The 22,906-nt window shown below is 47.7% G+C and carries 17 protein-coding genes, 2 rRNA genes and 1 riboswitch; of the genes, 8 read left to right on the top strand and 11 right to left on the bottom strand.

The window, feature by feature from the left end; genetic code table 11:
• Positions 1-124: 124 nt before the first annotated feature.
• The 4 genes from QNO02_RS04360 to QNO02_RS04345 form a co-directional block, all read right to left on the bottom strand.
• A complete protein-coding gene (locus tag QNO02_RS04360) occupies positions 125-2,428 on the bottom strand; it encodes an outer membrane protein assembly factor BamB family protein (RefSeq protein WP_289391207.1) in 2,304 nt (767 codons plus the stop codon).
• Positions 2,429-2,528: 100 nt separating this feature from the next.
• Complete coding sequence (locus QNO02_RS04355; RefSeq protein ID WP_289391206.1) at positions 2,529-3,323, bottom strand: energy-coupling factor transporter transmembrane component T family protein; 795 nt, start codon at positions 3,321-3,323, stop codon at positions 2,529-2,531.
• The gene (locus tag QNO02_RS04350) at positions 3,298-4,869 is read right to left on the bottom strand and encodes an ABC transporter ATP-binding protein (protein WP_289391205.1); all 1,572 of its coding nucleotides are present in this window, start codon (positions 4,867-4,869) and stop codon (positions 3,298-3,300) included. The genes QNO02_RS04355 and QNO02_RS04350 overlap by 26 nt, the downstream gene beginning before the upstream one ends.
• Positions 4,870-5,463: an ECF transporter S component gene (locus tag QNO02_RS04345; protein WP_036672660.1), complete on the bottom strand. Its 594-nt coding sequence runs from the start codon at positions 5,461-5,463 to the stop codon at positions 4,870-4,872.
• A gap of 690 nt (positions 5,464-6,153) precedes the next feature.
• Between QNO02_RS04345 and QNO02_RS04340 the strand changes: the two genes are divergently transcribed.
• Entirely contained in the window at positions 6,154-7,107 is a 954-nt protein-coding gene (locus QNO02_RS04340; protein WP_289391204.1) for a copper amine oxidase N-terminal domain-containing protein, read from the top strand.
• Between the two features lie 190 nt (positions 7,108-7,297).
• Here QNO02_RS04340 and QNO02_RS04335 read toward each other — a convergent pair whose 3' ends face one another.
• Complete coding sequence (locus QNO02_RS04335) at positions 7,298-7,966, bottom strand: pectate lyase (RefSeq protein WP_289391203.1); 669 nt, start codon at positions 7,964-7,966, stop codon at positions 7,298-7,300.
• A 349-nt stretch (positions 7,967-8,315) separates the two neighbouring features.
• Positions 8,316-9,191, bottom strand: a complete 876-nt coding sequence (locus tag QNO02_RS04330; protein WP_289391202.1) for a radical SAM/SPASM domain-containing protein — start codon at positions 9,189-9,191, stop codon at positions 8,316-8,318.
• A 182-nt stretch (positions 9,192-9,373) separates the two neighbouring features.
• Positions 9,374-9,476: riboswitch (TPP riboswitch) on the top strand.
• Positions 9,477-9,746: 270 nt separating this feature from the next.
• Here QNO02_RS04330 and QNO02_RS04325 point away from each other — a divergent pair.
• From QNO02_RS04325 to QNO02_RS04295, 7 genes are all read left to right on the top strand, one after another.
• Positions 9,747-10,511, top strand: coding sequence for an ABC transporter ATP-binding protein (locus tag QNO02_RS04325; RefSeq protein WP_289391201.1), 765 nt, complete (start codon positions 9,747-9,749; stop codon positions 10,509-10,511).
• Entirely contained in the window at positions 10,501-11,331 is an 831-nt protein-coding gene (locus QNO02_RS04320) for an ABC transporter permease (RefSeq protein WP_289391200.1), read from the top strand. Before QNO02_RS04325 ends, QNO02_RS04320 begins: the two co-directional genes overlap by 11 nt.
• Positions 11,332-11,494: 163 nt before the next feature.
• A complete protein-coding gene (locus tag QNO02_RS04315) occupies positions 11,495-12,568 on the top strand; it encodes an ABC transporter substrate-binding protein (protein WP_289391199.1) in 1,074 nt (357 codons plus the stop codon).
• Positions 12,569-13,587: 1,019 nt separating this feature from the next.
• Positions 13,588-14,400, top strand: a complete 813-nt coding sequence (thiM, locus tag QNO02_RS04310; RefSeq protein WP_289391198.1) for a hydroxyethylthiazole kinase — start codon at positions 13,588-13,590, stop codon at positions 14,398-14,400.
• Entirely contained in the window at positions 14,397-15,209 is an 813-nt protein-coding gene (gene thiD, locus QNO02_RS04305) for a bifunctional hydroxymethylpyrimidine kinase/phosphomethylpyrimidine kinase (protein WP_127550527.1), read from the top strand. Before thiM ends, thiD begins: the two co-directional genes overlap by 4 nt.
• Entirely contained in the window at positions 15,209-15,874 is a 666-nt protein-coding gene (thiE, locus tag QNO02_RS04300; RefSeq protein ID WP_289391197.1) for a thiamine phosphate synthase, read from the top strand. Before thiD ends, thiE begins: the two co-directional genes overlap by 1 nt.
• A gap of 159 nt (positions 15,875-16,033) precedes the next feature.
• Complete coding sequence (locus QNO02_RS04295; RefSeq protein ID WP_289391196.1) at positions 16,034-16,777, top strand: MerR family transcriptional regulator; 744 nt, start codon at positions 16,034-16,036, stop codon at positions 16,775-16,777.
• Positions 16,778-17,343: 566 nt separating this feature from the next.
• Here QNO02_RS04295 and QNO02_RS04290 read toward each other — a convergent pair.
• The 5 genes from QNO02_RS04290 to QNO02_RS04270 form a co-directional block, all read right to left on the bottom strand.
• Entirely contained in the window at positions 17,344-17,826 is a 483-nt protein-coding gene (locus QNO02_RS04290) for a hypothetical protein (RefSeq protein ID WP_289391195.1), read from the bottom strand.
• A 328-nt stretch (positions 17,827-18,154) separates the two neighbouring features.
• Positions 18,155-18,811 carry a deoxynucleoside kinase gene (locus tag QNO02_RS04285; RefSeq protein ID WP_289391194.1) on the bottom strand — a complete coding sequence of 219 codons (657 nt, stop codon included), beginning with the start codon at positions 18,809-18,811 and terminating at the stop codon, positions 18,155-18,157.
• The gene (locus tag QNO02_RS04280) at positions 18,808-19,431 is read right to left on the bottom strand and encodes a deoxynucleoside kinase (protein ID WP_091034729.1); all 624 of its coding nucleotides are present in this window, start codon (positions 19,429-19,431) and stop codon (positions 18,808-18,810) included. Before QNO02_RS04280 ends, QNO02_RS04285 begins: the two co-directional genes overlap by 4 nt.
• 183 nt (positions 19,432-19,614) lie before the next feature.
• Positions 19,615-19,731, bottom strand: a 5S ribosomal RNA gene (gene rrf, locus QNO02_RS04275).
• 74 nt (positions 19,732-19,805) lie between these two features.
• Positions 19,806-22,731, bottom strand: a 23S ribosomal RNA gene (locus QNO02_RS04270).
• Positions 22,732-22,906 lie beyond the last annotated feature (175 nt).

The raw sequence follows: 22,906 nt of genomic DNA, 5'->3' as shown, positions 1-22,906 counted from the left end.
CCTCCCGTGAATGATCATGCATGGTTCTTCAAGAACACATGAAGAAAGCCCGCACAGCCGATAACCGGAGCGCGAGCAATCCTGTTCATTTATAATAAATCAACATCCCTGATGAGACAAGCTTTTAAGGTGAGATTGCCTCCTGCAGGCGGCTGGCTTCATATACACGAAAACGTCCGTTGGACGAACCCACGTACACTTCATTGTCGATCCGGTTGATCGTTCCATTCTTCGCATCCCGGTCGCGATGCTCCGGGTTTCCCATCACAACATCATGTACACGACCTAACAGTGCTCCATTCTTTTTGTTCATTACGAGCAAATTCTCGTCCATGGGCAACAGCAACTGATCATCAATGACCAGATAACTTCCCTGATTCGTCGGATGCCTTAGTGTTGCAATCGTATCTTTGGCATTCCAACGCGTCTCCCCCGTTTTATAATCCACAGCCGCCGGGTAGCCATTCTTAATCACATACAACTGATCCTCTTCCACCAGTCCTCGTTCAATCTTGCCCTTGAGTGTCCAGCGTGTTTTGCCTGTCTTGGCATCATACAGGATGGTTGTAAAATCTTCATATTCGCCGTAATGATTTCCGTTTTTGTTCTCACGGATCAACAGCATGCCATCATTCAACTCCTCAAATCGCTGTCCTACCCGAGCAGGAAATTGGGCAAGCTTTTTCCCCGTGTTCAGATCAAGCAGAAACCACTGATTATCTAGTGATAGCCATCTTTCAGCATTCGTGGTTGCAAAGGGATCAAGACGTTCAATTCCACCAGTATATGGATCATTCCAAAATTGTTCTATGGTGGATCGTTTGCCCTTTAAGCTCCATACGGTTCGCCCTGATTGCGGATCGACTGCAACCAGCTTATTCTTTTCCCAATACAACACATAGGGGTCATCTGCACTCTTGTTCAATAATTCATAACCCATAGCCAGTTTTCGCGTCCACAATGTTTTTCCGTTTGCACTGTCCAGAACCGTTAACCAACTGTTGCTTGAGCTCTCAACAACCGGGTTATCCACAACCACAACGTTCTTCGCAGCGGTGATGCCATTTAGTCTAAAATTTTGCTTAGGAGTGTACGTCCATGTGACCTTTCCGTTCTTCAAGTTCAGATGACGAATACGATCCACGTATTTTTTCTTATCAGGGTCATAATCGGTGTAGATTGTAACGTATTTGCGCTCTGCATCCACCTCTGCCTGCTGTCTTCCAAAACCCCCGCTGATCTCCCATAATTGCTGGCCGGAATGTCGGTCAAGGGCATATATGGAACCTTCGTAGTAATCCCCGCTAAATCCACCGTCATCCCCTTTCATCAGGAGCACATCATCCGTGGCTACTTGTAAAAAAGTGTAGTTAATATCCCCCTGGTTGGTCCATACCGGTTTCCAAGGGATTGTCGTTGGCAGTGGTGTGCCATAGATTTTTGTTGTGAACCCATATTCATCCGCCCGACTGATGTTCCAATCGGAAACAACAGCATTTCGATTATCCTGTGCTAAATTCCAGCGTGTTCTGACCAGTCTGCCATTCTTGTTGAATGTGACCAGAAATTGCGCATCTTCCCGCTCATATCTCCAGGTCTGTCCAATACTCATTAAATAACCCGTGAAATTTAGATTGCTTGAACTCTCTTTCCAATCCGGCTCGCCTAACCACCCAGCCACTTGTTTGGAGGTGGTTGCCTTGTTCAGCTTAATATCTGTCAGATGGCGTATAACCGAAGTTGGCAGCGATGCATCCTGTTGGAACCAACCATCCGCCACATTCATCCGCTGTTCTATAGCCTGTGCCTTGATCCAGAAGAGTCCTGGCCGATACGTGGAGGATTCTTTATTCCAGACTCGTGGGGCAATGGAGACCCCATACCATCCTTTCCACCTTGCAACAATAACAGCCTTATCCGTTAGCGCTTTCTCACTAGACCAGGTTGTAGAACTATCTGGAGCCAGATACAGCTTACTGCCTGATTGGAGCGTGAAGCTTTGGGGAGCCGTTTCCGTCATGCTTCTGCTCTCCTTCAGGGCATACCAACTTGGCAGCCAGAAGTCTCCATGATCGGTTGACTTAAGCTGCACCCACTCGCCTCGAACCGAGGCCAACGTATACTTTTCGTTTTTTGTTGTGTAGTATTCAATCCCCAGCTGGTCAGCAGCCACACTGCCGTCCCTTCTGTTTTTGAACAAAGGTATGTCATTCATGAGTGTAACGGTATCTCCTTGTTTGTAGGCCAACTGTGTTGATGAGGCTTGGGAACTTGCACCCAAGGCTTGTGGCGTTGTAGCCAAAGCTTGTCCTCCAAAGGCGACCATTTTGGAATCCAGCAGCATCCATCCCGTCAACAGCATAGCTGATAATCCAGTCATGGTAATCCATTTGTACCCCGTTCTCTGCCAGTCAGGACCCGTCTTCACTCTCGTTCATCCCCATCCATTAGAAGTTATTTCCATATAGACGCCGTAAACAGGAAAAAGTTACCGGTTACCTCAATATATTTCTCTCTATCTCCCCGTATTACCTTACATCCACCATCGTAGCATGATAAGGAAAGGTAACCCCGATGTAATAAGCAGCTGTTAAGGTGAGGATATAATAAAATACAAACCACAGATCAGCTCGCGAATAGCCAATCTGAATGTAATACGTGCGGCTCGCGCAATCTATGAACCCTTTCGCTTCCATCGCTACCGCCATTCGCTGTGCACGGCGAATGCTCTGTGCCAGCAGCGGAATAGCGTAACGCTTGAGTGTACCATACACGTTCCAGCGAGAGCCACGTTGCCGTGTTCCACGTATACGAATAGCGTAACGGAGCGTCTGGAATTCATCCAGCAAAATCGGGATCATGCGCATCGCGGCCAGAAAGCTATAGGCATATTTTGCAGGAAGCTTCCATTGCTGCATCAGGGAATAAAACAGCCGTACCGGCTTGGTCGTAAGACCAAAGAGTAACCCAGCCGCTGCCATAGTCAGCGAGCGAAAACCCAAGTGTAGACCGCGATAGAAGCTCTCTTCGGTTATGTGGATCAGTCCCCACTTATACCATGTGGTCTCGCCCTTACCAAACATCATCATACCTGTAGACGTGGAGATAAACACCAAAATGAATGGTGATGCGTACAGCATCAATCTATACCATGGGTGACCTGTCCAGCACAGTAACAGCATCATCGCCAACGCAACGTTGGCCATTACATTCAGATTGTGAATGAGGATAACGATGATAAACATCATCGTCAGAATGATCATCTTTAATCCCGGATTGACGTTATGAAGCCAGGTTTCACGGTGAGGAAACGACAGTTGCATCAGATAACCTCCCCTCATCTACCGTCCAGATTCGGGTGCAATATCTTTTGACAATTTCACGATCATGGGTAACCATAACAATAGCTGTTCCCTCTCTCCGCAATTGCTCAAGCTGTGCTAACATGGCAAACGTATTGCGGGCATCCTGTCCAAAAGTAGGTTCATCCAACAGCAGTATTCGCTGCTCTCTCACCAGTGCAGAGGCAACGCTCAAGCGTCGTTTCTGCCCCATCGATAATTGGTAGGGATGGCGCTCGGAGAGGTCGATTAGTCCAAATTGATTCAACATATGATCAGTCCTGACAAGTCTTTCTTCCGTTGTAAGCCTGCCCCCCAGCAATGAGAATTCCACTTCTTCCGCGACGGTGTTAGTCACAAATTGAAACTCCGGGTTCTGAAATACAAACGCGATTTGATCTGCAAGCTGCTCCGTTTTGCCAGAAGGCTGGCCTTCAACCTCATAATGACCTGTTGTTTTCAGGATATTCATCAGAGATAACAACAATGAACTCTTTCCAGCTCCATTAGCTCCGACAATACCAATCCAGTCTCCATGCCATACTTTGGCCTGCTCGACCTGAATGAAGGGTGTTTTCCCACGCCATCCGGTGAACTGCTTCAAGTCCAGTGCAGGCTGATAGGTGGGTGAGACAGGTGATAAGGATGAGACGTGAGATATGGGGGATATACCCGGTGTAACGGATAAGCCAGACGATTGCTGTGCTTCCAAGTTTGAGATGCCGTGATCCACACACACTTGAAGCTCTCCAAAAGCACTTCCCTCTTCTTCCTTAGCTGCCTGCTCTTGCTCCTCCCATATGCCTGGATACCAGATTCCATAAGCCTTCAGCTTGCCTCGTTCATCCGTGAATACCTGCTGCGCTGGCCCATCCGCCACAATCTTTCCTTCAGGTGACAACACAATGATGCGGTCGACCATATCCACAATCTCGTTTATTTTGTGTTCAACAATGATGATTGTTTTGTCACTGGCGATCCGTTTAACGGTATCCCACACCTGGGAAGTGCCCTCATCATCCAGCAGTGCAGTGGGTTCATCCAAAAACAATACCTCCGGGTCCATGGCAAGCATCGAAGCAATCGCAAGACGCTGCTTCATCCCCTGAGACATGGACTGGATCAATACACGATTCTGTTCAAAGGATAACCCCACTTGTTTCAGATAATATTCAATCAGAGCCGGCATCTTTTCACGTGGAATATTTCGGTTTTCCAGAACAAATGCGATCTCTTCATCCGTAAAGGACATACAGAACTGGGTATCCGGATCTTGAAAGACCACTCCTGCTTTGGCGGGAACCTGAATATCATCACATTTCATCGGAATCTCAACCGAACGTGGTATCAGACCGCTCAGAATTTGCAATAACGTCGATTTACCGGAGCCACTCGGGCCAAGCAACAGCACTTTCTCTCCTTGACGCACAGAAAGAGACAAGCCTTGAAATACCAAGGCTTTCTCTCCCGGGAACTTGCATCTTAGATTTGTCACACTTACCGCTTGCGAATTCCCCTCTCCGCTCATCTAATCCAACGCCTCATAATCCTGTTTGGATACCGGTCTGAGGGAGCGTGTTACACCGGTCAGTTCCAATGCTTTGGCGAGATAATAAGCAAACACTCCGGCAATCAAGATGCTTCCAATGAAGCGGAATCCGATAAATAACGTATAATTCCAGGCCGAGAGTGAATCAATATACCCGTATTGATAATCCAGCAAAAGCGAAGCCGCTGCGGCTCCTATGGCTGCAAGACAGGTGACAAACAGATTGGTTTTTCGATACAAAAATGCTGCGAAGAATATCTCGGCTCCCAATCCTTGCAACAGACCGTATACAAGTGTGGACATGCCCCATTCACTGCCCAGAAAGGCACTTACCGTTGAAGCCGCAACTTCGGCAAGAATCGCCACGCCTGGTTTACGAATGATAACAAAAGCAAACGTGCCCGCCATAAACCACATGCCGTAGATCATCTGCTCCGCATGAACGCCAAATGGTTTCATCAAGTCATATGTAGGTCCCCATATCTTGTAAATCACCCCAAACACTACTGCGATTACGATGGTTACCAGAATATCCGTTAGTTTCAATCGCTTGTTGCCTGCTGTTGTTGCCATGTTCTCTACGTCCTTCCTCTGTTCCCTGTGAGGGTTGTAAAAGTGTGTGTTCAAAAAGACTGGTTTTCAGTACCAAGAAGATGGGATGAAGCTAGAAATGGAGTAGCGGAGCGTAGGAAAAACTACGCGAGCAACGGACATTTCGGCTGAATTCCATCTTCGATGCTGATGATGCCGTCAGGCATCCTTCGTAATCAAAAGCAGACTTTTTGAACAACCTCTAAAAATAAACGAAAAAGCCTCCCCGGTTCCGGGCAGGCCTTACGCGCAGTATACAATCCTCACAATAATGTATCGGATGGATGTCGAAAATACGGAATATCAACTATTCCCTCTCCACCCTGGCAGATACACCACCACAGTTCAAAGAGGTCTGTTGTTCATCCACGTTCATTCCCACAATTCACCCTTACATATCGCAAATCCATGTTCTCTACGCTGGCATTACCCAGATCAGATGTACGGTCAGCGGCACAAGGCCACTCTCTCAGCCCAACTTCATTGAGCTCCCGGTTCACTTATTTCATTGCTTCTAATGTACATCAGATGGGTATTTGTGGCAATCCCTTGAAGAATCATCATGCTTCTTTTGGGGTATATGGGAAGGGGATATCTGATAATTCACTTTCCATAATATGAAACATTTAGGTTATGTAGTGCGTCTTAAAATTAGAAGGGAGATGGATAGTAATGAAAAAGTACAACTCTGTTTGGCAGGTTAAAACCTGGAAAATGATCCTTGCCGCTTCGATACTTACCGCAGGAACGGCACCTGCCTTACTCTCATCCACTGTGGCGGAAGCTGCAGCAACTAAACCTCATCCGACAGCTTATATTAACAATGTTCAAGCTCAATATGATGTTGTCCTACGGAAGGGTATTACGTACGTGGCATTGACTGAGCTTCAATTCCTCGGCAACTATACGTTTGGCTACAATAACAAAACAAAAGAGATCAGTATTAGCACAGGCAGCGATAAATATGTACTTACACCAAACAGCAAAACAATGAAGAAAAATGGTCAAAATGCGACATTGTCTTCAGCGCCGATTCTGGTGAATGGTAAAGCGATGCTTCCGCTCCGTGCCATCGGTGAAGCTTTTGGTGCCAAGGTGCAGTGGAACCAGAAGGCCAAGGAAGCCTACATTTACACTACCGATGCTACGATTGTAAAAGAATATAACAGTTCCGATCTGACTGTGGCGCGTGAAGCCGCACTGCATCTGCCCCGCTTTTCTGAACTGGGACAAGCACGTCTGGACATTCGCAACCCTTTGGGTCCAGTGGATTCATCCATTGAATACATTTTTGAACAAGGCAAAAAAGATCGTTTCTTCGTTGTTGAGGATAACGATCTGATCAGTTATTATATCCTCAAAAATGGAAGTGCCCTACTACAATGGCAGGCCAACATCAGCAAAAGTGCTGGAACCATCGGTGACCTGTTCTTTATTAAAACCAAAGCCGTTGCTGAAGTAGGGACTCGTCCTTCCGTAGCAGGTCAAACACTCGTATCATTCAAGTACTCTCGCATGCTTGAAGAAACCTCTTACGAAATCATGAACAAATTGGGCTCTATTGATACCGGTTCTGTTACCCCCGAGAAAGGCAAAATCATCGTTGAAGTTCTGGGAGAAAAATAATATGAGCCTCCGCTATAAAACATTGCTCAGGAGAACTATAAGAACTATACTATGACATCTGCATTACAAAAAGCGTCCCTCAGAGTCAGTGTGGCAATGACCTTGGGACGCTCTTTTTGGCGTTATATTTTAACTTCAAATCACAAGTGGAGCTTAAACTTTTACCAACTCCAGCGATTCAATCTCCTGTTTAATATTGCGTATTGCCGGATTGACTGGTCTTACCTGAAGCAAACCCCTTGAACAACGTTGGTACTTTGGAATAACGGGTATTCGTAATTTTGCCTTGTGATGTACTGCTGTCTGTACGCATAATCGAATCTTTCACATTGGAAATGTTGGAGTTATCCAGCGTCATATTAACTGCGAAGGAAGTTCCACCATTTTGTCGAACCAGTTTGCCAATATCATCTGCACGGAAATTTTTGATGTTAATCGTTCCAGCTGCATTCATCTGGAACACTTTATCATAAGCCTTGTACGCTGCCCCCCCGGTAATATTAACCGTTCCAGCCGACTTCAATGTCAGAGCATCCTCGCCTACGTCCTCCCAGACTACATTCGATATATTACAGTTACCATAACAGTGAACACCATCGGCAGCAGGTGATCCGATATTTACATTTTTGAGCGTGGCCCCTGCCTCCAGCCGGAAGACTGGCTTCTGGCCCTCTGCTTGAGAACCGTCACCCAATGTGGAAGGATTGGCTACAAATGTTTTGCCTTGACCGTCATAGGTCGTGCCCTTTGGAACAACAATCGTTGAATTAACAACTGTAGGTGCAGCAGCAACCGGAACTGCACCAAATATGGAAGCAACCAAACCAGCGGACAACAACAACGTCAATATTTTTTTCATAATTTTATTCCTCCCTTATTCTCTCGTTATTTGGTGGTGTACAAGCCTAAGCTTGTCCTGGAAGTTCGTCAGAGGTGCACCTCTGTCCGACCTACAACCTAATCCTACCAAATAAGGGAGGTAACTAGAATAATCATTAGATCAGATATATCATGAAACCGCACAATCCCTGTCATATCGGCATTTTTTTCATGCCAGGTCTCTCAAGCAATATGCTGATATCAACCTCTGGTATGCTCATTTGTAACGTATGTACCCCTAACTTGAATCCCCGATAACAAAGAAAGACCACTACATTTGTCTCCAAATGTGTGATCTTGAACGGCTTCTGTCTTGCTGATATAAGATATCAGGCTCCGAATCTCTGACGATAACCGCACTTTCGACACAACTCTTCCACAGCTTCCCGCTTGGAGAAACCATATACCAGATTGTTCGCTCGCTCACCCTCAATAATCTCCGAGAATGACTTCTCGTGCACATTACCCAAGTTAATTACACCCTCGCCATCGAGACAGCATGGAACCACCGTTCCATCTACAAGCACAGCTGCCTGACCACGCAATGCATGGCAGAAGCCTCTGCCGTCATCTTCAGGTGCATCCAGACTTGGCCACTGGAACTCATGGTCCTGATTCAGATATACATTCGGGGCAATTTTGACCCCACTGCCTGGAACTACTTTTTCCTCAATGCGGAAGTCCAGATTGAACTCACGTTCCAACACTTCAAGGGTCTCCCGATTTCGATTCATCTGAGCATTCGTGAAGTTATCCTGCGTCAGATTCCACAGTCGGAAAGAGATGATGACATTGTGCTTAACGGCCTCATGTACAAAGGACAAAATATGACGCAGATATCCGTCACGATCTGTTGAACCTTCATGCCCATCGAAGCTGTGCAGGGAGAAATTCATCTGCCGCAGCGCCGGTTTGCCAAGCAATTTATGCTGAGTCTTGGGCAGCAGTGTACCATTCGTTGTAATGTTCACCTTGAGTCCCTTCTCATGTGCGGAATCAAGCAACAGATCTATTTTGGGATGCAACAAGGGTTCGCCTTTGACATGTAGATAAATATGATTGGTGTGTGGTTTAACTTGTTCCAGTATATTGTTGAAGACTTCAGGGTCAATGAATCCTTTGGCACGCTGCGTCTGCGGACAGAAGCTGCAAGCCAGATTGCAGATACTCGTGATCTCAATATATACTTTTTTGAACGTTTTCAACTCGGGTCCCCATTCTGCCTAGGAGGGAGAATAATCCCACCTGCATTTTGTGATCCGGCCAATACGGGCCATCCCTATTATATCGGGTTCCTGAGCCGAGGTAAATTGTTCAGTTATCATGCTGCCTCTTTACAGTTCATGTTCAAGTGATATATGCTGAACACACAACTGCATATCTTGAACTTTTGCACTAGGGGAGCCTTGCGGCTGAGACGAATATGACTATTCGGACCCTTTGAACCTGATCTGGATCATACCAGCGGAGGGAAGTGGAGCGGCCTTTTAGTAAGCGGAATTTTCTCAATGTATGTGAAGATAAATTGCGAATTTAACTTACAGACCCACTCATTTCTCCGGAAATGGGTGGGTCTTTTTTATGTAGATTTATAAGTTTTCAGCGAAGCTGAATCAATCGATATCGTAAAAACCACTTCAGCTAAACGCGGTCTGTCTTCTCGAAAAGTACGTCGATAGACGTTTTTCTTATGTTACTTCTGCAAAGCACAAGATGCCGTTGTTATTCCAGCAGTCTGATATCAAGGGGGTGAGGATCAGATGACCAACCATGTAACCATTCACAACATAAGCTTCGCTTTTCCCGAAAAAATGGATTCCCCCGTACTCTCCAATGTGTCGCTTCAGGTTCAACAAGGGGAATTTGTCTCGCTCATCGGCTCAAGCGGATCAGGTAAAAGCACGCTTTTCAAGCTGCTCGCAGGCTTGCATGAGCCTACCGTCGGCACCATCGATATTGCTGATGTACCGCAAGGACAACGGCTCGGACGAGTCGCCTATATGCCGCAGAAAGACCTGCTGTTATCCTGGCGTACCGTCATGGAGAACTGCATGCTGCCTGCCGAGCTGGCACCAGGCCGACAGGACAAGGACAAACTACGAGCCGATATCATCGCAGGATTGGCAAGGTTCGGCTTGTCCGGTTATGAGCAGGCCTATCCAGATGAGTTATCCGGCGGCATGCGGCAGCGGGTGGCATTGCTGCGTACCTTGCTTACAGGCGGGCAGCTCATGTTGCTGGATGAACCCTTCGGTGCACTCGACGCCTTAACCAAACGACAAATGCATCGCTGGTTATTGGAGCTGTGGGAGGGCTTTGTCCAAACCGTGCTGTTCATTACACATGACATCGAAGAAGCCCTGCTGTTAAGTGACCGTATCATTCTGTTAACTCCAGGGGGGCAAGGCCAGCAGTTGCGGGAGATGACGGTTCCCTTACCACGCCCAAGGCATTCGGACATGATCTACGAACCGGCTCTCGTGCAGATGAGGCAACAACTGGAGGAACAATTACATGCAGAATGATAGAGCTGAGGTTAGCGTTTGGACGTGGTGTTCAAAGTGGCTCTCGAGGTCGTTTTCCCAATATGGTTTGTTTATTATGCTCATGTTCTTATCACTGGCGATCTGGGAAGTGATTGTGCGTATGGGATGGGTGCCCTCCTTCATCATTCCTGCACCCACGGCCATCATAGGCTCACTGGTTGAGCATCGTCATCTGCTGTTGACCATCCATCTGCCTGCTACCTTTATGGAGGTTGCCGTAGGTTTTGGATTATCCATAGTGACCGGAATTACGCTAGCGACAGGCATGCATATGAACCGATCGATTGAAAAGGCCTTGTATCCCTTCATCGTGATCAGTCAGACCATACCGCTGATTGCCCTGTCCCCCGTATTTATCCTGTGGTTTGGTTACACGTTGTGGAGCAAAGTCGCGGTGGTATTCTTAATCGCATTCTTCCCCATTGTGGTCAGTACCTACGATGGACTCCGCCAAGGCGATCCAGAGCAGCGTGAACTGCTGCTCACCATGGGCGCCAGCAAGTGGGATATTTTTTGCAAACTCCAGGTTCCGCTGGCACTTCCCTCTTTTTTCTCGGGGTTAAAGATGTCTGTGGTGTACTGCGTGGTTGGGGCAACGATTGGCGAATGGCTCGGTGGCAGCAAAGGTCTCGGATACTTCAGCCGCCGCATGTCCAGCAACATGAACACGGATGCGATGTTTGCTGCTATTGTGCTGTTATCCTTACTTGGGATCGTTTTGTTTGTACTGATTGCCTGGCTGGAGAAACGGTTTAGCATACGGCGTCATCGTCATGGAGGCAAAAGAAAAGTTGGATAATACTTAGACAGAAATTAGAGGTAAATACAGGAGTTACAATCTTCAAAACATACCTTATGCACAATTTCAGCAGCATCTTCAATCAGTTCATTGTCACATTGTCCGTTAACATGCTGCTGTCCATTTTCTACAAACCAAAACGATGAAATGAGGAACTTCATTTATGAATAACAAAGGTATATACTCCCTGCTTCCCATCATGCTCATTAGCCTTTTGCTGATCGTTAGCGGATGCAGCACCACGAATACTAGCAAAAACACGCCAACAACAGACTCTGCAACCAATGCACAACAGACAGACATGTCTGCAACCGAGCCAACATCAGACGCCAAAGATAAACTGTCCATCATGCTCGACTGGTACCCGAATGCAGTACACTCCTTCATCTACGTTGCTCAGGAAAAAGGATACTTTGCAGATCAAGGTCTCGATGTCGAAATTCAGATGCCTGCGGATACCAATGATTCACTCAAACTTGTTGCTGCTGGAAAAATTGATTTGGCTCTAAGCTACCAGCCCCAAATTTTGCTCGCTCGTGGTGAGAACATTCCTGTACGTTCCATTGCTGCTGTTGTTCGCCACCCGCTTGTGCATCTGTTGACCGAAGCAAATGGCAACGTGAGCTCACCCAAAGGTCTTGAAGGGAAAACTGTCGGTTATTCTTCGATTCCGCTGTATGAAGCGATGGTTCGTACGATGATTAGCAAGGATGGCGGCAACCCCGACAACATGAATTTGGTCGACGTTGGGTTCGATCTGATTCCTTCGCTGGCTTCCGGACAGGCGGATGCAATTATGGGTGGTTTTATTAACCATGAGCAACTGATTCTGGAGAAAGAAGGACATGCCATGAAATCCATTAACCCCGTCGATTATGGTGTGCCTGATTATTATGAATTGGTTCTGACCGCGAGTGAAGCTGGCATTGAAGCAAAAAAAGACCAACTTACCCGGTTCGTCAAAGCGATCCAGGAAGGACAGAAATATGTAACGGAGCATCCAGAAGAAGCCTTGAATATTCTGCTCGCTCATGAGAATGAAACGTCTCCGCTTGACCCGGAGATCGAAACCAAAAGTCTGGCTATTCTACTGCCACTCATGAATGAAGAAGGCCAACCATTTGGCCGGCAGGAAATGGAATCATGGGAAAATGTACGCGCATGGCTCGTTGAAAAGGCTTTGATTCCTGAATCGGTGAAAGCCGAGGATGCTTTTATTCATCTGCAAGGAGAGTAAATAAAGGAGAGCAACGTGAATAAAGGAAAAGTAACTGAACGCAAGGGAATGAAAGCAATGTGATCAAAAGCAAAGTTAGCAAGAACGTGAGGATCGGATACATGAAGGTTTGCGAAATGGAATTGGCCTGAATCAAGCATCGGAGGATCAGAATTTATAACAAGCCTAAGTGGCCTGATGTGCATCTGGGCAGCTTGATATGCGTTTTGGTGGCTTGATATGCGTTTGGGTAGCTTGTTGATATCTATTTGGTAATGTAAATTAGCGCCTATCTTCAAGCCTACCATGAGCTGAATCGCGCCCTAATATGCCCAGTGTAGAACATGGAGCGAGCTCTAACGAATCTGAGGCGCCCTATTCAAGGATTTGGAGCGGTTGAAGAAATCTAAGGAACCTGAGACATGTTATATCGGAATAAATAGCTGTTTGCAGCGTTTTGGTCAGGAGATTCTGGGAAATAACGTGTCCTGTGTTCCTTACATTTCAAAAGGAGGATCTGACAGCCATATAAGACGTCCTGGGTTCTTTAGAAACATCGTCTGACCATTGGTGCCCGATCGCCCCTCGATCAGTCGGGTATCGACATCCTGGGCTTTAGGACTCTCTTTGAACGCTAACGTCCATCACCGTATCGCTTGCCTGAGTTTGCAGACATACCATGGCTCCACTTTCTTTATTCTGTCTTTTATACTGTTTCTTTTTTTACTGATTTGTATTTGTATTGTTGTCTATCTGCGAATTTATATTTTATATGAATCTACCTTTTAGCTGTTTCAATCAAGGCTGGATATAGATCAAAATGATTAAATTTGTCTATATCCATTTACAAAAATCCATTTTTAGGGAGTTATGAAATTGTTTTAGATTTTACGTTTCTGCTTTTCCGTATTAATGCATCTGGCTGTTGTTATACTTGCGCCCCTACTCAACAAGGAGACTCATATCCTATTATTCTGCTGAGTGACTCCAGATATCGGACTTCCGCCGATGGGGTTACTTCAAAACAAGGAGGAAATTATATGTCTTATCTGGAACGTGTTCGTACGCAAAATCCGCTGGTACACAATATCACCAACCTTGTCGTTGCTCCCTTCACAGCTAATGGTCTGCTTGCACTAGGTGCGTCCCCTTTTATGGCCTATGCTCATGAAGAAGTCGCTGATGTCGCCAAGATGTCAGGAGCCGTGGTACTTAACATCGGTACACTCGATGACAAAATCGTTCAGGCGATCCAACTTGCAGGTCAATCGGCTAATACACATCATGTACCTGTGGTGCTTGATCCCGTCGGCGCAGGGGCAACCACCTATCGCACGGAAACCGTGCAGATGCTCGTTCGTGAGCTTCGCCTCACGGTGCTGCGCGGCAATGTGGCGGAAGTCGCCAATGTCATCGGTGAGAGCTGGAGTATCAAAGGTGTGGACGCAGGATCAGGTGAAGGTGATCGGATCGGCATTGCCGAGCGGGCAGCGCATAAGCTTGGCTGTGTCGTGGTCATTACCGGGAAAGAAGATATCATTACTGATGGACAATCCACATTCCTCACGAGTAATGGACATGCCCTGCTCACTCAGGTCACGGGTGCAGGTTGTCTGCTAAGTTCGGTGATTGGTGCTTTTACAGCCATAGCGGAATCGGAAGCCGATCTTCTAGGCAGTGTTGTTGAAGCGCTTGCGTTTTATGGTATAGCAGCTGAACTGGCGGCAGAGCGGTCAGCTCATCAGGGGCCGGGCAGCTTTCAGATTGAATTGTTGAATCAACTGGCACAAGTAACACCCGACCTTTTGGCAGAACGCGCACAGATCCGTCAGATCCGTGGAGGTGCAATATGAGCATTGCTCAAGCGCTAACCATTGCAGGTTCTGATAACGGGGGCGGCGCAGGCATTCAGGCCGATCTGAAAACGTTCCAGGAACTTGGGGTATACGGCATGACCGTTATCACGGCTATTGCTGCCCAAAATACAACAGGAGTGCAGGGTGTCTTTCCCATCCCTTACGATGGTATCGCTCAACAGTTGGACTCGACCGGGGAGGACTTTCAACCAACCGCAACGAAGACCGGGATGTTATATAGTGCCGAGATTATTCGTCTAGTGGCTGAGAAATGGCAGCAATACCGTTGGTCTAATCTGGTCATCGACCCCGTGATGGTCGCCAAAGGCGGCGCCCCCCTGCTCCAGCAGGAAGCTGTACAGGCGTTGGTTACGGAGCTGTTGCCCCATGCCCTGATCACAACACCTAATATTCCGGAAGCGGAATTGCTTACCGAGATGTCTATCACGAATCTGAGTCAGCGGGAAGAAGCCGCAAGACGGATTGTACAGATGGGCTCAACGTATGCTTTGGTCAAAGGTGGTCATGATGAAGGAAGTGGCATGATCGTGGATGTGCTCTACGATGGGCAGTCTTTTCATTATCTGGAGAATGTTCGTGTGGTAACACGTCATACACACGGAACGGGATGCACATACTCTGCTGCGATCACCGCAGAGTTAGCCAAGGGTTCACCTGTTCTGGCTGCCGTTACGACTGCGCGAGCATTCATTCAGGCGGCCATCGAAGATGAGCTGGGGATTGGGGCCGGACATGGGCCGACGAATCATTTTGCGTATCAGCGCAGACAGCGGGGTGAGCAGTGATGCGCCCTTGGGATGCAGAAGCGGTACAACGCGCGATGCAGGTGTATTTGGTGATGGGCAGCGTTAATACAACGCAAGACCCTGTGGAAGTGCTGCACCAGGCCATTGCTGGCGGCATTACGCTGTTCCAGTTCCGTGAAAAGGGAACTGGCGCCCTGGCTCACGAAGCTCGCATAACGCTTGCGATGCGGCTTCGCGAGGTGTGCAGCCAGCACGGGGTCCCGTTCATCGTGAACGATGATGTGGAGCTGGCTGTAGCGGTGGAGGCCGACGGCGTGCATGTCGGCCAAGATGATGCGGACGCGGCGCTAGTACGCGCCCGCATTGGAGATGGGCGGATGCTTGGCGTATCCGCCCACTCTGTGGAAGAGGCGCGCCGTGCTGTGCAGGCGAACGCCGACTACCTTGGCGTCGGGCCCATGTATCCGACGCGCTCCAAAGCGGATGCCCACGCTGTGCTGGGCCCCGCAGGGGTGGCGGAACTGCGCGCCGCAGGCATCGCAGTTCCGATTGTGGGTATCGGCGGCATTACGCCCGATACCACGGCCGCCGTGATGGCGGCTGGAGCCGACGGCGTAGCCGTCATCTCCGCCATCGCGGGCGCGGCCGATGTGCGCGCAGCGGCTGCGCAGTTCGCTGCGGCAGTGCGCGGGATGCAGGCGTAGCCCTGCTCTCCCTGCACTGCCAGACCCGATAGTCATACTTAGCCACCAGACCATAATCAAGATGCAGCTTCCATGCTCGCATCTTGTTTTTTCATTTTCAACTGTTGACTCTCACGTAACGTGACACTGTACAATCGGTGTTGTAAGGAGGTTTCACACATGGCCATGAAGGTAAAAGAAGTTGCCGAACTTGCCTCGATCAGTGTGCGCACACTGCATCATTATGATGAGATCGGACTATTAACCCCGGACGAAGTGACTTCTGCCGGGTATCGATTATATTCAGATGCCAACCTGGAACGGTTGCAGCAGATATTGTTTTTCAAAGAACTCGACTTCTCTCTGAAGGAGATCAAAAACATTATAACCAACCCCTCCTTCAATCCGGAAGAAGCACTTAAAATGCATCGACTTATACTACTGGAGAAGCGCCAACGCTTGGACCAGATGATTGCTACCATTGATAGAACGGTTTTACACGTGAGAGGAGAAATTAAAATGACAGCCAAAGAACAATTCGAAGGATTTGATTTTAGCCAGAATCCGTATGAACAAGAAGCGCGGGAACGTTGGGGAGACCATGCCGTCGATCTCGCAAATCAGAAGCTGCACAGTAAATCAACCATAGATCAGAAGGCTCTATCCGATCAAATGAACGAAATCTACAAACATCTGGCTTCACTTCGTCACACAGAACCAGCATCTGCCGAGGCACAGGCCGGTATTCAAGAATGGTACACCTGTTTAAACCAAATGGGAAGTTACTCACCTGAAGCCTTCAGAGGACTTGGTCAGATGTACGTGGACGATGAACGCTTCACGCGTAATATTGATCAGTTTGGCGATGGTTTGGCAGTATTTATGAGAGATGCTATGGCTGTATTTGCTGACCAAAACAAATAATATAGCCCTGTCTTCAACCACATACAGTATTATTCAACTCTCATTGCCGTAAGATATGCGCTTTAAACGATAATCTGGAACTTAAAGCTCTGTCCTCTAGTGGTAAAAGTAATCTCTCATCATCAGCTTTATAGCTGTAAATGGCCATTCGGATATTTGAACCTACCTCCTGGGGTGACCCTATCTTTCTTGTAATTAACCTTATGAACATGCTGGATATTTACTAGGGTTACCTAAGTATACAATTTAAATCGATCCGAGTTATTACATCAGTTATGTGCAATATCCCACCTCCTACCTGGTGGATACACAAAAGGGACGTACACCCTCAGGCGTATCGTCCCTTTTATGTATCCAAGTAACTCAGCCGCAATGTGAACATGCCTAACTGCTGCTCACTCTGAGTCCTTTAAAAATATCTTTTAAAGCAGATGCTCTTTACTACGTTTTTCTTCTGCTCCCAGTCCTTCGATATAACCTTTTCACAAGTGCTTAGGATGATGAGCATGAAGTTTCTTCTGTCAAACGTTCTTCATTTTGCTGCCAAGCGTCTACCGTCTATCCGATTAAGCTCTTGGCGCGTGATCCGATGAAGATGCATCCGTAGCTAGACTGGTTCTCGCCATCCGGCCAGGAATCTGCCATGCAGACACAATCGCAAGCACAATGAATAACAAATCAATCGGTTGACTGAAATAGTCCTGGAAGGTTTCTACAAACGCACTGATCATCTCGCTATCAAACACAAGTTCCATCACGCTTACATCACCAAACAGTTCGGAAGTAAAATAAACCACCGTCAGATATTTCCCCAACAAAATGCCTACGAGCGCAAACAGTACGGCAATAATCTTATGTACTGTCGCAATTTGTTTATTGGAGAACAACACAACTGCGTAGCCCGTGAGCGCTCCAATCAAAATCGCAATTAATCCCACCTCATACTCGGTCATTGCAGCAATAGCTGCCCATACGATGCCTCCCAGAATGGCTGCAATTAAGCCACCAATGATGGGCATACCGATTTTAACTCCTTGTTTCTCTTCCACGTTGTCTTTCCCTCCTGAGTCATGCATATGCTTCTTTTCCAGAATTCACCTTTCCTATGAAACCACAAAAAGACCTATTATTCAACATTTTTCTACTTTTGATGACCATGTATTTATATAATAGAAAAGATATATTAAGCATCCATTTCCTTATACGCTCGAATATATCCTTTTAGTTTTGTCCACAAACATCTCATAATCATTCCCTTGGCACATAAAAAAACATCCCTTCAACAGCATAATAGCCGTAGAAGGGACGTTGTCCGTATCTGTATCATAGATATAACCTCTGTAATCCAGAAAACTATATTGGCAAACTCGCTCTATCTTACCTTTGCACTTCCTTGGAAGGCCGAATGACAGCTGCAATCTGTGCCAAAATGGCATCCACCGATGCCGGATCATGCACATCATACTCATCAATGTTCAGACGCAGCACAGGGCAAGCCGTAAACTGATCAATCCACACGGAATAGCGCTCGTGCATGTGCTCCCAGTACGAACGATCCGTCTGAATCTCCATCTCGCGTCCGCGTTCCGTAATTCGGTTTAAAATCGAAGGCAGACTACCTTCCAGATAGATCAGCACGTCTGGATGTGGGAAATACGGTGTCATTACCATCGCTTCAAACAAACTGCTGTATGTCTCAAAATCTGTAGCAGACATGGTTCCTTGATCTGCATGCATTTGTGCAAAAATGCCCGTATCTTCATAGATGGAACGATCCTGTACGAATCCTCCACCCAGTTCAAAAATCTTTTTCTGTTCCTTGAAGCGCTCTGCCAGGAAATAAATCTGCAGATGGAAGCTCCAACGCTCGAAGTCATGATAGAACTTCTCCAAATATGGATTATGATCGACTTGTTCCAGAGAAGTCTTGAAATTCAAACGCTGTGCAAGAGCAGCCGTTAACGTGGATTTACCCACTCCAACCGTACCTGCTACCGTAATTAATGCATTCGTTGGAATGCCATAGTTATTCATATGATATACTCCTTTACGTGATTAACAATTTGCCTGAAGTGTTCAGGATGTTCCACAAAGTCGAGTTGCTCTGCATTGACCTTAATGATTACTGGCGGATTTGAGCTATTTGCCAGATAGTCCATGCCTGTTTTGTAATCAGCAATGAGTTGTTCCATATATGCCGGGTCCATATCCTGCTCAAATGAGCGTCCACGCTTGTTAATGCGGTACATCAACGTATCCAGTTCAGCTTCAATATAGAGCACCAGATTGGGCTTGGGCAGATCATCTGTTAACAGGTGATAGATTTGACGATATTTATCCCGCTTCGTTCCCTTTAAGGTACGATCGGCAAAAATCATATTTTTATAGATATGATAATCTGAAATGACTGGGGTATTCTGCTCTACATAATGAGCGCCCGTGTCTTCCAGCTGTTTAAACCGATTGCACAGAAAAAACATTTCCAATTGGAAACTCCACTCGTCGATATCCTGATAAAAGGAAGCCAGAAATGGATTCTCTTCTACGATTTCTTTAACTAACGGAAGATTCAATTCATGGGAAAGCATCGTTGCCAACGTTGTTTTCCCCGCTCCGATCGGACCTTCCACGGCAATAAACGGGGCTGATTTCATCGTGTTCACTGTTCCTCCTCGTACTTATGCGTGTTTCCGTTTTCTATATAGACCTCACCTATTGTATCACAGCTTTAAGGATTGGAACGCCAGTATTTTATGTATATAACAAGTCAATCGGAACTTATGAATTACAATAAAATAAAAAAGACACACTCGATATCATCAAGTGTGTCTTCTATTGCTTGGCGGCGTCCTACTCTCCCAGGACCCTGCGGTCCAAGTACCATCGGCGCTAGAGGGCTTAACGGTCGTGTTCGGGATGGGTACGTGTGGAACCCCTCCGCCATCGCCACCAAACGCGTAGCTTACATTTCAGAGATCGTTCTCTGAAAACTAGATTCGAAACGAAACGCGCGAATTATCACTTGCAATTGGATAAGCCCTCGACCGATTAGTACTGGTCAGCTCCATGCATTGCTGCACTTCCACCCCCAGCCTATCTACCTCGTCGTCTTCAAGGGGTCTTACATACTGGGAAATCTCATCTTGAGGGGGGCTTCACGCTTAGATGCTTTCAGCGTTTATCCCGTCCGTACATAGCTACCCAGCGGTGCTCCTGGCGGAACAACTGGTACACCAGCGGTACGTCCATCCCGGTCCTCTCGTACTAAGGACAGCTCCTCTCAAATTTCCTACGCCCACGACAGATAGGGACCGAACTGTCTCACGACGTTCTGAACCCAGCTCGCGTACCGCTTTAATGGGCGAACAGCCCAACCCTTGGGACCTACTTCAGCCCCAGGATGCGATGAGCCGACATCGAGGTGCCAAACCTCCCCGTCGATGTGGACTCTTGGGGGAGATAAGCCTGTTATCCCCAGGGTAGCTTTTATCCGTTGAGCGATGGCCCTTCCATGCGGTACCACCGGATCACTAAGCCCGACTTTCGTCCCTGCTCGACTTGTAGGTCTCGCAGTCAAGCTCCCTTATGCCTTTGCACTCTTCGAATGATTTCCAACCATTCTGAGGGAACCTTTGGGCGCCTCCGTTACTCTTTAGGAGGCGACCGCCCCAGTCAAACTGCCCACCTGACACTGTCCCCGCACCGGATTACGGTACCAGGTTAGAACCTAGATACGATCAGGGTGGTATCCCAACGTTGCCTCCATGGAAGCTTGCGCTCCCACTTCAAAGGCTCCCACCTATCCTGTACAGATCGTACCCAAATTCAATATCAAGCTGCAGTAAAGCTCCATGGGGTCTTTCCGTCTTGTCGCGGGTAACCTGCATCTTCACAGGTATTAAAATTTCACCGGATCTCTCGTTGAGACAGCGCCCAAGTCGTTACGCCATTCGTGCGGGTCAGAATTTACCTGACAAGGAATTTCGCTACCTTAGGACCGTTATAGTTACGGCCGCCGTTTACTGGGGCTTCGGTTCACAGCTTCGGATTGCTCCTAACCACTCCCCTTAACCTTCCAGCACCGGGCAGGCGTCAGCCCGTATACTTCGCCTTACGGCTTCGCACAGACCTGTGTTTTTGCTAAACAGTCGCTTGGGCCTTTTCACTGCGGCCCCCTCGTGCTATTCACACTACCGGGGCACCCCTTCTCCCGAAGTTACGGGGTCATTTTGCCGAGTTCCTTAACGAGAGTTCTTCCGCGCGCCTTAGAATACTCTTCTCGCCTACCTGTGTCGGTTTGCGGTACGGGCACCATCACCTGGCTAGAGGCTTTTCTTGGCAGTGTGAGATCATGACCTTCGCTACTACGATTTTCGCTCCCCATCACAGCTCAGCCTTACAATGTGCGGATTTGCCTACACATCAGCCTTACTGCTTAGACGGACATCCATCAGTCCGCGTCACTACCCTACTGCGTCCCCCCATTGCTCATAACGGCTTACGGTGGTACAGGAATTTCGACCTGTTGTCCTTCGACTACGCCTTTCGGCCTCGCCTTAGGTCCCGACTTACCCTGAGCGGACGAGCCTTCCTCAGGAACCCTTAGGCTTTCGGCGGATCAGATTCTCACTGATCTTTTCGTTACTCATACCGGCATTCTCACTTGTATAATGTCCAGCGCTCCTTACGGTACACCTTCAACCCTTATACAACGCTCCCCTACCCCTGATGCAAAGCATCAAGCCATAGCTTCGGTGGTGTGTTTAGCCCCGTTACATTTTCGGCGCAGAGTCACTCGACCAGTGAGCTATTACGCACTCTTTCAATGGTGGCTGCTTCTAAGCCAACATCCTGGTTGTCTGTGCAACTCCACATCCTTTCCCACTTAACACACACTTGGGGACCTTAGCTGATGGTCTGGGCTGTTTCCCTTTTGACAATGGATCTTAGCACTCACTGTCTGACTCCCGGAAGTAAGTCTATGGCATTCGGAGTTTGACTGAGCTTGGTAACCCTTGCGGGCCCCGCACCCAATCAGTGCTCTACCTCCACGACTCTGTTTTCCGAGGCTAGCCCTAAAGCTATTTCGGGGAGAACCAGCTATCTCCGAGTTCGATTGGAATTTCTCCGCTACCCCCACCTCATCCCCGCATTTTTCAACATGCGTGGGTTCGGGCCTCCAGTGCGTGTTACCGCACCTTCACCCTGGACAGGGGTAGATCACCCGGTTTCGGGTCTACGTCCACGTACTCATTCGCCCTATTCAGACTCGCTTTCGCTGCGGCTCCGGCTCTTCACCTTAACCTTGCACGGGAACGTAACTCGCCGGTTCATTCTACAAAAGGCACGCCATCACCCCTAAAACGGGCTCTGACTTTTTGTAAGCACACGGTTTCAGGTTCTATTTCACTCCCCTTCCGGGGTGCTTTTCACCTTTCCCTCACGGTACTGCTTCACTATCGGTCGCTAGGAAGTATTTAGCCTTGGCAGATGGTCCTGCCGGATTCATACGGGGTTTCACGTGCCCCGCACTACTCGGGATCCGTCTCGGAGGGAACAGACTTTCAACTACAGGGCTTTTACCTTCTTTGGCGGGCCTTTCCAGACCTCTTCGCTTAACCGGTTCCTTTGTAACTCCATGTGAGACGTCCCACAACCCCAAAGAGCAAGCTCTCTGGTTTGGGCTTCTCCGCGTTCGCTCGCCGCTACTGACGGAATCACTATTGTTTTCTCTTCCTCAGGGTACTTAGATGTTTCAGTTCCCCTGGTATGCCTCTACACAACCTATGTATTCAGTTGTGAGTAACTGGAAATTACCCCAGCTGGGTTTCCCCATTCGGACACCCCCGGATCAAAGCTTGCTTACAGCTCCCCGAGGCAGTTTCGTTGTTCGCCACGTCCTTCATCGGCTCCTAGCGCCTAGGCATCCTCCGTGTGCTCTTAGTAGCTTAACCAATTGCTCAATATGAGCAATAGCAATCTACCGTTTTTATTTAAACTTGTTTGCACAAGTTCAGCTAAAAAGGAATGTTCTAATTCGCGTTTGTTTCGTTTCGATATCTAGTTTTCAAAGAACAAGCTCCATGCAAAAGCAAGCTGTTTGAGAGTTTGAGCTCTCAAAACTGAGCA

Origin of the sequence: Paenibacillus sp. PK1-4R, from assembly GCF_030369595.1 — a bacterium.
In the GTDB taxonomy this organism is placed as follows: Bacteria; Bacillota; Bacilli; order Paenibacillales; family Paenibacillaceae; genus Paenibacillus.
The sequence above is the reverse complement of the archived record's forward strand: the minus strand, read 5'-3'. Positions and strand labels throughout refer to the sequence as shown.